The organism is Rothia amarae (assembly GCF_042677725.1).
Classification (GTDB): domain Bacteria; phylum Actinomycetota; class Actinomycetes; order Actinomycetales; family Micrococcaceae; genus Rothia; species Rothia amarae.
In genome coordinates this window covers 120101-135899 of the sequence record NZ_JBHUCN010000002.1, presented here as the reverse complement: position 1 = coordinate 135899, position 15799 = coordinate 120101, and the positions used below count along the sequence as shown (strand labels likewise).

Here is a 15799-nt window from a genome sequence, read left to right as displayed (position 1 = left end):
CGGGTTTGTACCAGTTAGATAGCACCGTACTGGTCATTTAGCTGGTACCTGGTGAGTTAGCTGGTACAAACGGTTTGAGCAACTAAAACCGTAGGACGCGCGGTCCGCCGTCCTCGCCCTCAGAAAGGTGAGGGTTGGATGCCGAATCCGCCGTCTCTGTCTGCTGCGCGAAGTCGCTGCTGGGGGCAAAACGGGTGGTCTTTCCGCGCGTCTGCGACCCTGTAAGAGATGCAACCCCGGCAGATACAGAACCACTCTGGGAGGCACCGGAACTAGCGGTGTATGTGCTAAAAGAGTCCGAGGATTTATCGCCGTGAACGGGCACGAGCTTAGCCGCATAATCAGATACCGAAGGAGTCTCCTGCACTCCGTACTTCTCCGGATTGGAACGCACCTTTTTCTCATGGTGCGCTCGCGAAAACCACGCTATGGGGCCAAAAATAGGTAGTCCTAGCGCCAGCAGTAGCCACCCAATTTTCTGCAGCTCATTGAAGTAAGGATTGCGGTGAATCGTAAAAACGCAGAAAAGTGCCAGTGCCAAAGATGCAAAAACGGCGATAAGGATAGCCCAGCTTAGCATCTCCGGCGGCAGGTTGGTAGCGGCAACATGAGTCATGCCATCTACCCTAGCGGTTTAGCCCAACTCGTGCCGTAAAGCGGTGAGCAAGTCTGTTTCGAAGAACGTGTAACCGCTCTGTTCGAGCTTGGAACAGCTCACATTTTGGTCTGCGAGAGCTAGTTCATCGGCGCCCTGTTTTTTGAGCAGAAGTTGAGGCCCCAGGCGGGGAATGGGCAGAACGACCGGGCGATGTACCGCTTGCCCCACGGTCTTTGCCAACTTTTTAGCGGTAACGGGGGTGGGGGCGACGGCGTTGACCGGACCTTCGAGACTGTCCGTGAGCACGGCGTGTACATAGATGCCCGCAATGTCATCGAGCGAAACCCAGCTTTGCATATTTTCGCCCTTACCCACTGCGCCCCCGGTGCCGGTGAGGAAGAGGGGGAGCTGTAGCCGCAGGGCTCCACCCAAAGCACTTTGGACGACGCCGGTGCGCACGTTCACCACGCGGATTCCGGAGGCACGCGCTGGCTCGCAGGCGGCTTCCCATACCTGACATACTTCGGCAAGGAAATCGTCGCCAGCCGCAGACTCTTCACGCAGCAATTCTCCTGCACGCGATGAGCCGTAGTAGCCAATAGCTGAAGCACAGATAAAGGCACGCGGTCCACCGGTCGGAGCCAGCTTTGCCAATGTTTCCGCTAGTAAAGTGGTGGATTTTTGACGGGATTCGAGAATTTTCTTTTTGTTCTTTTCGGTGAAGCGCGTGTTAATGGATGCTCCGCCGAGGTGAATGACGGCGTCTGCGCCGTCGAACGCCGCGAGATCGATGGTGCCCTGGTCTGGATCCCAAGCAAACTCGTTGGGCGAAGAAGGTTCCTGGCGCACAAGCGTCCGCACAGTGTGTCCGCCGCCGGTGAGAAGTGCGCGTACCTGCGTGCCCACCATGCCAGATGCACCGGAAATCACCACGGTTTGCGGTTCAGAGTCATAGCGGTCGTGGAAGAGAAGATCGGCTTCAAGCCTGCGATTGCGCTCGTTGAACATAGCTTCCACAAAGTTTGTGATTCGCCGTTGCGCCAAAGGCTCAGTCTTCTTGAGCGCGGTGCCGAGCAATGACGTCGCACGGTGAGCTACCGATCGGGGCAGAGTCTTGAGCGCGGGAGAGACCGGGGTGTTCTGCGCATGGGGGAGTGCTTCAAAATCTACGGTGTCCCGAATAATGGTTTGGTTCGAGGTGGTGAGAAAATCGTGGGTGTGTTCCCATGATTTCAACGGCCCGGAAACCATGCGATCGGCAAAGGAATCTTCTGAAAGAGCGGTCTGTTCGCTCACCCATTTTTGAGTGAGAAGTCCACGGGTACCTGGTACTGCTGCTTGCACCACCGAGGTGTTTCCTGGTTCTAGTGACTGTGCTTCTTTTTCTACAGACCCTGCCCAGTGAGGCGTCAAGCGGGTGAGGGCGCCGGGGCGGCGATGCCACTGAAGCACTGTCTCTAACGGAAAATTGACGGTTGATAAGTGAGAATACTGGGTCATGAGGTCTTTCCTATCGGGATATTTTACTTCACAGTATCACTCAGTACCCTTACGAGTAAGCAAAACATAAAATAAACCGCCGGACTCTCCCCCTACATAAGGGCGAATCCGGCGGCTCACGGACGGCGCAACCAGCGAGTTTTAGGCTACTTACTTTACTTTTGCGCCAAAGTTGGTACCTACATGCTGGGAATAGCGGTAGAAGAATGCAGCGGTAGCGTCGCGGTTAATGGGATCTGCCGGGCGGAACGTGCCGTCGTCCCAACCGGTTGCAATGCCTCGTGTGTACATCCAGCTAATCTCCTTATAGAAAGGGCTCTGCGGGGTGAGGTCGCTGAACTGCGAATGGCTGGGAGCAACATAGTAGGGCTTGCCTGCAAAACGGTAGAAGAACGCTGCCATAGCTCCACGCTGAATCTTCTCGTGCGGGCGGAACGTGCCGTCGTCCCAACCGGTGGTGATGCCCTGATCGGCGAGCCAGGAAATCTCTTTATAGAAAGGATCGCCCGGTTTTACATCGGTGAACTTAGAGGTTGCCGGAGCAGTATATTCCGGTGAACCCGCTGCGCGGTAGAAGAACGCTGCCATAGCGGCACGCTCGGTTTGTTCGTGGGGGCGGAACGTACCATCTTCCCAGCCGGTAGTAATCCCCGTGTTAGCTAGCCACGTGATCTCATTATAGAACTGGTAATCGGGGGTGACGTCGCTAAATTCAGAAGCAGAAGTACCTGCCAGCTCAACGGTAGTACGCACCTGGGTACCCACTACGCCGGTGGGGTCGGTGAGGGTAACTTCGTGCTGACCTGCAGAAAATTTGTGTCCAGCTAACGAGAGATCTATCTTAGCGGCGCCGTCCTGTACCGGTACAGTGCCGATTTTTACGCCGTCCACAGCTACATCAAGCGAGGAAAGCGCAGGCACACCGTAGCTCTGAGTCGCAAGATTAGAGACGTCGAAAGTAAGTTTTCCTGCCAGGTCGTAGGATTTCGCAACGTTCTCCACGCGTACGCCCTGCTTCTCATAACGAGCCGAAACAGTGCCCTGCTCGCGCAAGTAATTCACAAAAGCGTCGGAATCAACCAGCGCGGTGTCTTTAGCATTGATGCCCTTGGACAGTGTGGTGAAATTATCGCCACCACCAAGCAAGAAAGAAGGAACGGCAACGGTGAAAGTATCAGAATCCTGAACTTCCTTACCATCCACAAAAATCTGCTGAATATGATTGCCACGCTGAGCGTAGCCAGCAGCATCTGCAGTACCTGAATAGGTGTATGTAACGTTCTTAGACAAACCAAGCTGCAAGTAGGGGCGCGCCGCCATGTTGCCGGCGGCATCCTGCTGCCACTGTTCCTCGAGAACCTGCTTGAGCTGAGCGCCGGTGAGCTCGGTCGTCCACAAGTTATTGGCAAAGGGAGTCACCGCGACGGCGTCGGCAACCTTCAAATCTCCTACAGCAGTAGAGAGTGAAGTACGCAGGCCGTTGGGGAATTCATCGCGCAAACCGCCGGGGTTCACAATGCCGATATCGGCGGGGGTGCGGCCGGTCGAATTCGCCGCCGCCAGGTACATATCCGCTACTAAGTGACCCATCGTAGATTCGCGGTCGCGCTGGTCAAAACCACCGCGGTTAGCGGCTTTAGCGGGATCCCAACCGGTAGTGATTTTATCTTTTAGAGTGGCAACCTTTTCGTTGCCCTTCTCAGCGGCGTAAGCGTTAGCATCGGTAAGGATTTTGTTCGTCTGGGTCAGTACCGGATCGGCAGCAATTTCCTCCGGAGTAGGGGATACCGCGCGCTTATGTAGAGTACTGGTATAACCCACAACGTTGTTCTGAGAATCAAGGGAGAGGGTGACATCACCCAGGTTATCGCCATAATTGCCGGTCTGAATAACGGGACGAGTTTTACCTGCCTTACCGGGAACCGGTGCATCCATCACGTATTCCTGGTGAGTGTGACCGGTGAAGATCGCGTCTACCTTCGGCGAAGTGTTGGCAACAATCGGATCATTCAGATTGGAAACATCTACACCCTGGTGGTATTCCGCCACAATGACGTCCGCTTCGCCGTTAGCCTCGTTACCATCAGAGAGCTGGTCTGCATACTTGTTAGTTGCTGCTACGGTGTCCCCGAAGTTCACGCTGGCAAGGGCTGAAGGGTCGGTGAGTTGCGGAGTTTCGGTGGTTACGGTTCCAATGACGCCGATTTTTGTGCCGTCAGGGCTGGTCACAATCGTAAAAGGTTCTAGAGCTGGTTTGCCGGTTGCTTTATCGGTAACGTTAGCGCCCAAAATGGGAAAATCTGCAGACTGAGAAATACGGTTCTGCAAATCAGCCAGACCTTTGTCAAACTCATGGTTTCCCGCGGCGCTCGCCTTCAAGCCCAGAGCGTTGAGGTAGGAGATGGTGGGTTCGTCGTCCTGCACGCTAGAGACGTAGAGCGAAGCGGAGACGTTGTCGCCTGCCGAAAGCAACACTGAATTGGAGTTTTCGGCGCGCTGCTGCTGAACGGTGTTAGCTAACCCGAGCCCAATATCCATGCTGATGCGACCGTGAAAGTCATTGATATTCAGCAGTTGTAGCTCACGCGTTCCGTCTGCTGCCTGTGCGGGCAAGCAGGTGAGGGGGATGACGACGAGGGCCAGGGAAAGTGCGCCAGCAGCACCGGCGCGGTTCAAGCGAGAAGTCACGGTTGAATCCTTAGGATGAAATGTGTGTTTTATTCCACTTCACAGAGTAGCCGGTGAGAGTGAATCTGAAATGAACGGCTCACAAATATTCCTGAGAATCCGCGGAACCCAAAAAGGAAAGACCTTTTGATATGAGTAAATGAGTGAAAAGTCATTATTCTTTCTCGCTTTAAAACCGAAAAACCTCTTAATTTTTGCCCTCAAACATGGTTATATTTGTAGGCGGAAGAACCGACAATCATTTCGTCGGCAAGTAATTTGCGCGATTAACCCCATGGTTTCTTCCTCAAAACTCCCCATTCCCCTTCCCCATACTGTGAAAAGATTTATGTTCAATATCCCCCGCATAGCTATCCGTTCAACAGCTCTCTCTGTAGCGTTCGCCCTGCTTGCTACCAGCATTCCCGCGCAGGCTGCTCCAGCGACAACCCAAGACTTATCCACACTGACTAATGGTTCAGAAACTAGCCAGGTGCAAGAAGCACTCCCTGAATCCGACGTCCTGAAACCTGCCCAGCTCGAGGCGGCTCCGCCCGTCACCGGCGATGGCAACCCGGGCGCTACGATGGGTCAAGGTCTCAAAAAAATGTCTCAAACTGCTAATCTTTCTGAGGCTTCTCTCAAAGAGGCGCAGCAAGAGATTAAAGCTGCTCAGGACGGAAAGGATGTTGCAGTGAGCGCTCGCGAGTTTGACTCTGCACTGTCCGACGCCACCGAGCAGTCGAAGGAAAAAGTGACCTCCGGCGCCGCCGCAGTAGCCATCAGCCCCACCGGCTCTGGCGTGTTGGGTATGGACGTCTCCGGCTGGCAACCTATCGTCGACTGGGATGGCGAGTACTCTAAAGGTGCACGATTCGCCTATATTAAAGCGACCGAAGGTGATAGCTACGCCTCGCCGTCCTTCTCTAACCAGTATGTAGGTTCCACAGAGGCCGGAATGATGCGCGGTGGCTACCACTTTGCTATTCCTACTCTCGAATCCACCGGCGCAGAGCAGGCGCGCTACTTTATCGCTAACGGCGGCGGGTGGAGTGCTGACGGGCGCACCTTGCCCGGTCTGCTCGATATTGAGTACAACCCTTATTCTCAGCTGGGTAATATGTGCTACGACCTCTCGCCAGCTCAAATGCGTGCATGGATTCAATCTTTCGTTGATGAATACCGCCGTATTACGGGGCGTTACCCAGCTGTGTATTCCACCGCGAACTGGTGGAATACCTGCACCGGCAATTCCACCCTCTTCAACTACCTACCTCTACACCTGGCTAGCTACAGTTCGACCCCCGGCGCGATGCCCAGCGGCTGGACTAACTATGACATCTGGCAATACACAGATGACGGCCCCTTTAGTGGCGACTCCAATGTTTTCAACGGAACTTTGAGCGACCTTCGGAACTTTGTCACAGTGCCCACCTATAAACCCAAGGGCGCGCCTGCTACCGCAACCATGACTTTCCGCGACGTCCCTACCTCTCACCCGTTCTATAGGGAAATCACGTGGTTAGCTAATGCCGGCATCTCTACTGGCTGGGCTGATCGCACTTACCGACCTGACGAGAGCAATAGCCGTGCGGCGATGGCTGCCTTCCTCTACCGTCTGTCGGGTTCACCTGCATATACTCCTCCGGCAAAGTCTCGATTCAAGGACGTTCCCACCTCGCACCCGTTCTATAAGGAAATTAGCTGGCTAGCGGCAACCGGTATCACCACCGGCTGGGATGACGGCACCTTCCGTCCCGATGAGAACATCAGCCGTGCCGCTATGGGCGCTTTCCTCTATCGTTTAGCAGGTTCACCTTCTTACGCTCCTCCGGCACGTTCTGCCTTCAAGGACGTTCCCACCTCGCACCCGTTCTACAAGGAAATTAGCTGGTTGGCATCAAATCAGATTACTACTGGCTGGTCCGACGGCACTTTCCGGGCAGAAGACGCGATTAGTCGAGCAGCAATGGCGGCATTCATTTACCGTTACTCGCGTATTGCATAAAGCCTAAACGAGAACTAAAAAATACACAGTTCCGGTAAAAATACATGCTAAAGATTGTATTTTTGCCGGAACTGTGTATTTTTTTGAGCAATTAAGAAAGCTATATCCTAAGCGGGCACGGCGAGAAAGCGGGGTGAGGTGAGTGTGATTTTCATAAGGGATTCCTAAATTTCTCTAAAAACGGTGGGTAGAAAGAGTGTTATCTATATCACAAATACTAGAGTAAGTATCATGTAAAACAAAGTGAAGAAAACCGGTTAGTGGTCGGATGGCGCCGAAAAAGAGAGTGATTCTTTAGAGTCTAAAAAATATAGACTAATCAGCAGGCTATAAAACCGTTCTACTTATGGGTGGATAGTTTTAGAAGAAAATAATCCTCTCTATGTCAGGGGAGCGAAATATTTGAGATCTTGACCCAAATGTTTCAAACCTAAATCAATTCCAATCTTCCACACATCAGCACGATGCCCGCCGGTCCTAATAGTTTCCACTACCACCGAAGTCGGCGGGGTAACTGCCGCGACGAACCCCGGCAAATCGTCCATTGCTAGCGGGTCGTCGTCGCTGGCGAAGAAGTAGATATTCACATTCGGCTTATCCTCTTTGACCCGTTCCGCTAATAAATAGCGGGAATCGTTTTGGTCATTCCACTGCTGACCATTGGAGTAAATCGGGGCGAAATAGCCCGACTGGTTAAGCGAAGCGCCAAAAATATCAGGGTGGCGCACCGCAATCATAGAAGAGCACCACCCACCTGCCGAATATCCGCTGGTTGCCCAAGCCCCTGGCTCATCAATAGTGCGCAGATTCTGCTGAATCCACCCCACTAAATCCTGAGCAATAAAGGTTTCTGTGTGGTGGGCAGGGGAATTTTTGCCGTCCTGCGTGCCGTCAACGCACTCGGTATCCGTAGTGCCGGGCATGACGTCGGGAATAACCACCACGGCGTCCTGCATGTCTCCTGCCGCAACGGCGTCGTTGATTCGCTGGCCCATCTGCAGATCGCTCACGTAGGTTTGCGGGCTACCCGGGTAGCCGGGGAATGCCATAATGACCGGGAAAAAACGGTTCTTATCCTGGAAATAGGATGCCGGAAGCCACACCAACACGTTGTAGGTTTCGCCGCTAACCTGCCCATCGAGGGTGAAAGGGATGTAAGCCCCCTGCGAAGTATCGGCGGGGATGTGCGCGCCAAGCACAGGATTGTTGTGAATATCTGCCTGAAGTTCGCTGGGCTGATGCAACACTGCGGAATGAGTATGCGCGGTTGCCTTGCTCTCGGGGCTGGCACCAAATTCTTTCTGGACAACCGTCTCATCCGCCGGATTGCCGGTTAGGGAACCCCAGGAGGGATACCAGCTGTTCTCTTTGTTAAGGATGACGACGGCGGTAAGCAACAACAGCAGGGCCGTCAAGATAACCGAGACACCCTGCACCACGTACTTAGTCCAGCCCCTCTTCCACAACCGCGGAACGCCCACAATGGTGCCAATGAGAACCAGGGCGGTGACAGCAACCACCAGCCAGATGAACAGAGAATCTGTAGGTTGCACGTGCGGCTCACTTTCACCAAGTGTTTTATTTAGCAAATAAGGGTATTTTATTTATACAGGTACTAGCTTGCCCCCAAAGCGCAACCAAAGTATCAGCAGACACTCTCATCGTCGGGAAGTATTGCTGAACTCACTGGGAAATTATAGAGAGAAACTATGCACGCTAAACGCTCCACATCATATGCATCATCACGATGGAGTCGCTTCAAAGAGAGTGACGAAATAATAGCCCGCTGGGTCATCGGCATTTATTCTTTTGGAACTGCTCTGACTCTGATGTCTTGGATTCTCTCCCCGCTTCACCGAGGGCGTTCGTCTACCTGGTGGGAGCTCACGTTTACCTACCTCAACGTGCCGGTCAGCCGGTCTTTGGTCTCGGTGATTGTAATGGCTCTTATTACCGTAAACCTGGTGAAACGTCGCAGAGCTGCACTGAACGCCGTAGTAACTTTCGAAATCTTAGGAGTCTTGGCGAGTATACCTTTAGTAGCCAAGGTGTTTTCCTCCGAAAATATACTCAAAACGTTACTTCATTCTTACAACCCCATCCTTGATATTCTCTCTATCGTGGTGGGTATTGTCTCCATCTTCTTCCTGTTCCACGCCCGCCACGCCTTCCCTGCTCGGCTAGGGCGAAGAAACTGGTCAGGCGCTATCGTAGTAACGCTCACTGGCTTGGGTGTTACCATACTTCTCGCTGGAGTCTTTGGGAACATTCAGGCAAGCCACGGATCCGGAGACGCTTGGCGAAACGCTCTTGACTATTTGCTTTCCGGGATAGGGCTACACCTCCCGGGCCACCACCCGGAACAGTACTTTCTCAGCAAAATTTTTCAAGAGATGATGGAACTCAGCTACGCCGCGTGCGTTCTTCTCTTTATTTTGATGGTTCTGCGCAATCCGCCGGAGAAAAACGTATGGACGCCCGAAACCGAGCTGGAACTGCGCGAGCTGGTACACGCCTACGGCGCTAATGACTCGCTTTCTTACTTCGCAACCCGCCGCGACAAGCTCATCGTTTTCTCCGATGACCGCAAAGCAGCGGTAACCTACCGACTCATCCGCTCGGTGTGCCTTGCATCGGGTGACCCGGTGGGTGCGCCGTCGTCCTGGGCATCAGCCATCGCCAACTTCACCCAGTATGCCCGCACCTACGGCTGGAACCTCGGCGCCATGAGTGTGAGCGAAGAAGGCGCCAAAGCCTACGCCGCCGCAGGGCTATCCATTACCTATATGGGCGATGAAGCAATCCTTTACCCCGATCGTTTCTCCCTCAACAACACCTCGCTGACCGACGTCCGCCAGGCAGCTCGCCGCCTCGAAGCAGAAGGCTACAGCGTGCGAATCCAGCAGCATTGCAACCTCTCTGCCGAACGGATGCAAGAAATTATCGCAGACATTGACTCCTGGCGACACGGTGAAACCGAACGCGGATTCTCGATGGCGCTGAACCGCTTGGGCGACCCTGCCGATGGCAGAAGCACCCTGGTGACAGCTCATGACCCTCAGGGGACGATCGTCGGTATCCTCTCTTTTGTGCCCTGGGGACGCCGCGGCATCTCACTAGACATCATGCGCCGTTCACCCCAAGCCCCCAATGGGGTTGTGGAATTCATGGTTGCCCAGCTCATGGAACAGGCGAGCGAAGTCGGTATCAAAGAAGTTTCCCTCAACTTCGCTATGTTCCGTAAAACCTTCGTAGAGGCCGACCACTTTGGTGCAAGCCCCTGGACGCGCGCGGCGTCCTCCACCCTTGGATTTCTCGACCGCTACCTCCAACTTGAACGCCTTTACCGCTTCAACCAGAAATTTGATCCCTTCTGGCAACCTCGATACCTCGCTGCCGAGTCGATTGTGACCCTGCCTTCGGTAGCGATTGCTTCGGGAATTGCAGAAGGATTCCTGCCCGAATGGCTCAGCCGCAAAACATCCACCGGCGGTAGCCTCACCGACGAACAGCTCAAACAAGCGCTCGAAGTCGAACGGCATACGGTGGCGCCGGCACCGGTAGAACACCGCTTCACCGATCAAAGCAAGCACCGCATCCGCCACATGAAACAGCTCCGCGAGGCGGGGATGAACCCCTACCCACTAGGCATTTCTACTCAGCTCACCCCCGCGCAGTTGGCAGAAAAGATAGCCACGTTTGAGAACGCTGCAGTAAGTGGTGCATCTACAAGAGAACGGCTATCGGTGGCTGGACGCGCTCGCGCTATCCGCTCCTTCGGTTCGGTCGTTTTTGTGGAGCTCATCGACGGCGCTACCACCGTGCAGGTGGTGTGTGAGAGAGAGCGATTTGAAGCCTCCGGTGCCGATCTTGACTTGTTACGCCACAACGCGGATACGGGCGACATCCTGGTCTTCGAAGGTGTGTTGGGACGTTCTAAAAACGGAACCGCCTCCCTCTTGGCATCTAGCTGGTTTATGGGCGCGAAGTCCTTGCACGCCATCCCCTTCGAAAACTTCAAAGACCCTGAAGCGCGCTTGCGCCGTCGTTCCACAGACCTCATTGTGAACCCGCAACAACGGGAGTTCTTGAAGATGCGCACGTCAATCATTACCTCGATTCGTGCGACTCTGGACGGAGAAGCCTTTACCGAGGTTGAAACCCCTATCTTGAACTCAATCCACGGTGGGGCTTCCGCACGCCCCTTCAAGACCTTCATCAATGCCTACGGTGCCGAACTTTACCTACGTATAGCCCCCGAGCTATATCTCAAGCGCCTGGTTGTAGGCGACATGGGCGCGGTCTACGAGTTGGGGCGAGACTTCCGCAACGAGGGCGCCGACGCCACCCACAACCCCGAATTCACCGTGTTGGAGGCGTATAAACCGTTCTCCGATTACAACGGGATGCGCGAAATTACCGAATCGCTCATCAAAAACGCTGCCCGCTCGGTCTTCGGCACCGAATCGTTGCCACTGGGGGAGAAGGGCGCTGATGAGCGCGTTCTTACCGACGTCTCGGGTCCCTGGCCGGTGAAAACCGTGTGCGGTGCTCTCAGCGAGGCGGTTGGAATGGAAATCTCCCTCGATACCGATTTTGAGGTGCTGTTGAAGCTAGCACGCGAAAACGAAATCTATGTTCGGGACGACATGGGAGCTGGCGCCATCATCGAAGAACTCTACGGCGAACTGGTAGAAGCGAATACCATCTTCCCCACTTTCTACAAGGATTTCCCCGTGGAAACCTCCCCGCTCGCTGGCCCGCATCGGTCGGAGGAGGGACTCGCTGAGCGGTGGGACCTAGTCATTAACGGTATGGAGCTGGGTACCGCTTACTCAGAAATGGCGGATGCGTTGGAACAGCGACGTCGCCTCACCGAACAATCCCTCAAGGCCGCAGCGGGCGACCCCGAGGCAATGGAAATTGATGAGGACTTCCTCTACGCACTAGAAACCGGATTACCTCCCACAGGCGGTTTGGGAATCGGCGTGGATCGTCTGGTCATGCTGATGACCGGAACCCAGATTCGCGGCGTGCTGAGCTTCCCGTTCGTTAAACCTGCGGTGCGCTAAGCATGGATTTAGCGCGCTACTTCTCGCTCGTTTTTCCCCTAGGGCTAGCGGGCTTTGACCCCGCTCCACTGTTCGTGGCGCTTTACTTTCTCGCTAAAAACGGGAATCGTTCGGGACGACGCACGGTGCTTGGTTTCAGTTTGCTTATTCTGCTGGGCGTTACCGCGTGGGGACTTTTTCTGAGTCTAGTTTTTGGGGATTTTATTGCCCGATTGCCCTGGCACCAGATTTTTCACGCCATTCTTAACGCCGGCGTGTGGACGCTACTGGGCAAGTTAATTATCGGACTGGGGTTGCTGGGCTACGGACTCTTTCGTTTGTATCAATTGCGCCGTGGAACGAACAGCGAAACTGAGAAACCTGCTAAAAACCGTAGTGCCTCAGGGCTGGTTGTCTTCGCGCTAATTTTCATTCTGGTGGTGACCACCGACGTACCGTTTGCCGCTTTCGTGGCGGCGTCGGCGTCACAGCCTTTATGGGCTCAATGCGTGGGGCTTGTGCTGTGGTCTCTTCTTTCCCAGTTCCCGCTCACATTCTTTGTGATTGCACTGATTGCAGGGAAAGAAGCGCTCTTCTCTAAGGCGCTGGCTTTCGTGCGCGAGCGGTTCGGGGCGGCGCTACGGTATGTGTTGCCGGTGCTGTGCGTGGCGTTGGGAGGGGCGTTCCTTCTGGACGTGATTCTGTTTCCCGCTACTCGCTTTGCTCTTCTCCCGTTCTTGCATGTCTAGGGAGAAACGAATGACCGCCTGAGCGTGTTTTGACCATGTACATGTGGTCAAAACGAGCTCAGACGGTCACTCGGTCGGGATTTATGGGTTTACCGACGTCCTGAATCGTCGGAGAAGACGTCGGGAACGCCGTCGGCATTCTCATCTAAGCTCTCGCGCAACTCCACATTCTTGTAATGCTTATTGCGCAGGGAAAGCAGGAAGCCACCCACTACTGCCGCCGTCACGGATCCCACGAGAATGCCGACCTTGGCGTTCTCCGTATGGTGGGAACCGGTTTCAAAGGACAGTTCGGCAACCAGCAGCGAAACGGTAAAGCCGATACCGGCGGTCACTGCCATACTGATGACGTCGACCCACTTGATGTCGGGGTCCAAGTTTGCGTTGCGCAAGCGGGTAACTAGCCACGTGGTGAGCGTAATACCAATAGTTTTGCCGAATACCAGGCCAAACATAATGCCTAATGCAACAGAGTCGGTCAGCGCGGTGCTGAGCCCGTTCCATCCACCGATGTAAACACCGGCTGAGAAGAACGCAAAAATTGGTACACAAATGAGCGTGGAAAGCGGGCGCAGACGGTGCTCAAGAACTTCCGCCAGCCCCGCCCAGGCGTCTGCCTTGCGTGCTTGCTGGGTGTATTTCACCGGAACGCAGAAGCCTAGGACGACGCCCGAGATGGTCGCGTGAATACCGGATTCGAGGAAGAGCGTCCAGGTGATGAGGCCGAGGGGGAGGAGAATCGCCCACGCCGTCCAGGGCTTTTCGTGGAAGAGCTTTTCCTTTTTATAGGCGAACCAGATGTAAAGCAAAATTGGAACGATGGCCGCAATCAGGTACCAGGGCTTGAAGCTGTTGGTGTAGAAAATTGCGATGATGAAAATCGCGATAAGGTCATCTACCACTGCCAAGGTCAGCAAGAACGTCCGTAGAGCGGCGGGGACATGGGATCCGACGGCGGTAATAACAGCTACGGCGAAGGCAATATCGGTAGCTGCAGGAATTGCCCACCCGTGAACAGCCTCAGGTTGGGAAGCATTGATTGCAAAGTAGATGATTGCAGGAAGAGCCGCGCCGCCAAACGCTGCGGCGATAGGAACGATGGCGCGCCCGGGGTTCCTGAGGTCGCCAATCACGAATTCTTTTTTTAGTTCCAGACCGGTGAGGAAGAAGAAAACTACGAGCAAACCATCTGCCGCCCACTGGCTCACGGTCATCATGAGGTGGTGGAAGAAGGGTACGTTGAAACCTAGCTCAAAATCGCGCACTCCAAAATATAGGTCTCGGGCAGGAGTATTGGAGAAGACGATTGCCAGAATAGTCGCGCCCAGCAGAACAAAACCGCCCAGCGACTCTTTGCGTAATATCTCTGAGATACGGGTTGATTCAGCGTAACTTCCGCGCGATAGCGTGCTGTTTGGGGGTTGAGGAGAAGCTGGGGAGCTAGACATATGCGTGCGTACACCCTTCTGCTGCGTTGGTTTATGAGTACTTCCGCTGTAAAGGAGCACTACTTAGTGTTTTTCTTGGTTTCCACTCTACTAAACGCAACAGAAGAGCAACATTGAAGACGAAATAAGTGTCAGACGCTGGACACCGCACGGCATTTTCTTAGAGGTAGCTCAATTTAGGGGGCTATGCGTGAAGAAACATTCGACGAGTCATCACTAAAGACATCCGGGATGCCGTCCTGGTTATCATCTAGGTTTTCTTTCTGCTCAATCTTCTTATAGTGCCGGTTGCGCGAACCCAGGATGAGCGAACCGAGCAAGGCCGCAAGAACAGAGGCTGAGAGAATGGCTATCTTTGCGTAATCGTTGTAATCAGAGCCCTCACCAAAAGATAACTCTGCGATGAGGAGTGAAACAGTAAAGCCGATACCGCCCAGAGCGGCAAGACCGAGCACATCAATCCATTTGATATCTGAATCAAGGTTGACGCGTCGTATACGCGTGATGAGCCAGGTTGAACCGGTGATGCCAAGCATTTTTCCGCCCACCAAGGCCACAATAATGCCGATAGCAATGGGCTGATTCAAAGCTTCGGTGAACCCACTCCATCCGCCGATAGCTACACCTGCAGAGAAAAAGGCAAATACGGGCACGCAGAACCCTGCAGAAATGGGGCGAACCCGATGTTCCATCACCTCCGCGAGGCCTGCTTCTGCACCTGCTTGTTCAGTGCGCTTATTCATGCGCACAGGAATGAAGAAAGCTAGGACCACACCGGCAATTGTGGCGTGAACGCCAGAGTTCAAGAAAAGAGCCCAAACAACAAATCCAATGGGCATTAAGATTAGCCAAGATGATGCAGGCTTCAGATGGAGTAGGCGTTCGCCGAACCGGGCAATGAGGGCATAAATAATGATGGGAACTATTGCCCAAAGAAGGTAGTTGAATTTGATATCTGAGGAGTAGAAAATGGCGATGATAATGATAGCGATGAGGTCGTCTACCACTGCCAAGGTGAGTAAGAAGGTGCGAAGAGCTGCAGGAAGATGCGTACCAATAACAGCCAGCACAGCCACGGCGAAAGCGATGTCCGTAGCTGCAGGGATTGCCCATCCGCCCAGTGCTTCGGAGCTGGAGTTGAGATTAATGAGCGTATAGATGAGCGCAGGGATAGCTACTCCGCCAGCAGCTGCTACCACAGGCACAAGGGCTCTGCCGGGATTGCGTAAGTCGCCGACGACGAATTCTTTTTTGAGTTCTAACCCAGCGAGAAAGAAGAAGACTGCGAGAAGACCATCCGCTGCCCAATGGGCTAAGGAAAGGTTAAGATGAAATTCGCCGATATCCTGACCAATATGAGTATCTCGAAGTGTGAAATAGAAATCTCGGGCAGGTGAGTTGGCGAGGATGAGAGCAAGAACAGTTGCCCCCAGTAGCACGAAGCCGCCTACTGATTCTTTGCGTAAGATTTCGGTGATTCGGGTGGTTTCGCGATGTGTTCCGCGTGAAAGGGTGGTATTCGTATGCATAGCGCTCCGGGGTTGAGAAAATAACGACTACCCGGTTCTGACTAGCGGTTTCAAGCTTTGAAGCCGCATGCAGAAAGCGGAGTAGGCAGACCAGACTTCCCTGCACACCAGTGAGTTAGACTACCATATTCAAGAAATCGCCTGTCGTCGCTTATCTTTTGCTCACAAAAGTTCCTTATCCCACCGTGATAGTTCTAAGATTAAAGGGGCAAAAACTATTTACATATCAACAAAAATTGAAACGGAGCG

9 protein-coding genes are annotated in these 15799 nt (G+C 53.8%); 3 read left to right on the top strand and 6 right to left on the bottom strand.

Annotated features, from left to right (window positions below; genetic code table 11):
- Positions 1-82 precede the first annotated feature (82 nt).
- From ACFR81_RS00795 to ACFR81_RS00785, 3 genes are all read right to left on the bottom strand, one after another.
- On the bottom strand, positions 83-616 hold the full coding sequence (locus tag ACFR81_RS00795) for a PLD nuclease N-terminal domain-containing protein (protein WP_343875965.1): 534 nt from the start codon (positions 614-616) through the stop codon (positions 83-85).
- Positions 617-634: 18 nt separating this feature from the next.
- The gene (locus tag ACFR81_RS00790) at positions 635-2098 is read right to left on the bottom strand and encodes a TIGR01777 family oxidoreductase (protein WP_190617383.1); all 1464 of its coding nucleotides are present in this window, start codon (positions 2096-2098) and stop codon (positions 635-637) included.
- Between the two features lie 150 nt (positions 2099-2248).
- Positions 2249-4786, bottom strand: a complete 2538-nt coding sequence (locus tag ACFR81_RS00785; protein ID WP_343875962.1) for an S-layer homology domain-containing protein — start codon at positions 4784-4786, stop codon at positions 2249-2251.
- A 328-nt stretch (positions 4787-5114) separates the two neighbouring features.
- On the opposite strand from ACFR81_RS00785, the gene ACFR81_RS00780 reads away from it, so the two are divergent.
- On the top strand, positions 5115-6773 hold the full coding sequence (locus ACFR81_RS00780; protein WP_343875960.1) for a GH25 family lysozyme: 1659 nt from the start codon (positions 5115-5117) through the stop codon (positions 6771-6773).
- A gap of 380 nt (positions 6774-7153) precedes the next feature.
- On the opposite strand, the gene ACFR81_RS00775 is transcribed toward ACFR81_RS00780, so the two are convergent.
- Complete coding sequence (locus ACFR81_RS00775; RefSeq protein WP_343875958.1) at positions 7154-8326, bottom strand: alpha/beta hydrolase; 1173 nt, start codon at positions 8324-8326, stop codon at positions 7154-7156.
- Between the two features lie 156 nt (positions 8327-8482).
- On the opposite strand from ACFR81_RS00775, the gene lysX reads away from it, so the two are divergent.
- Positions 8483-11845: a bifunctional lysylphosphatidylglycerol synthetase/lysine--tRNA ligase LysX gene (lysX, locus tag ACFR81_RS00770; protein ID WP_343875956.1), complete on the top strand. Its 3363-nt coding sequence runs from the start codon at positions 8483-8485 to the stop codon at positions 11843-11845.
- 2 nt (positions 11846-11847) lie between these two features.
- Complete coding sequence (locus ACFR81_RS00765) at positions 11848-12573, top strand: hypothetical protein (RefSeq protein ID WP_343875954.1); 726 nt, start codon at positions 11848-11850, stop codon at positions 12571-12573.
- Positions 12574-12662: 89 nt separating this feature from the next.
- On the opposite strand, the gene nhaA (ACFR81_RS00760) is transcribed toward ACFR81_RS00765, so the two are convergent.
- The gene (gene nhaA, locus ACFR81_RS00760; protein ID WP_343875952.1) at positions 12663-14021 is read right to left on the bottom strand and encodes a Na+/H+ antiporter NhaA; all 1359 of its coding nucleotides are present in this window, start codon (positions 14019-14021) and stop codon (positions 12663-12665) included.
- A 176-nt stretch (positions 14022-14197) separates the two neighbouring features.
- Positions 14198-15550, bottom strand: coding sequence for a Na+/H+ antiporter NhaA (nhaA, locus tag ACFR81_RS00755; RefSeq protein WP_343875950.1), 1353 nt, complete (start codon positions 15548-15550; stop codon positions 14198-14200).
- Positions 15551-15799: the final 249 nt, after the last annotated feature.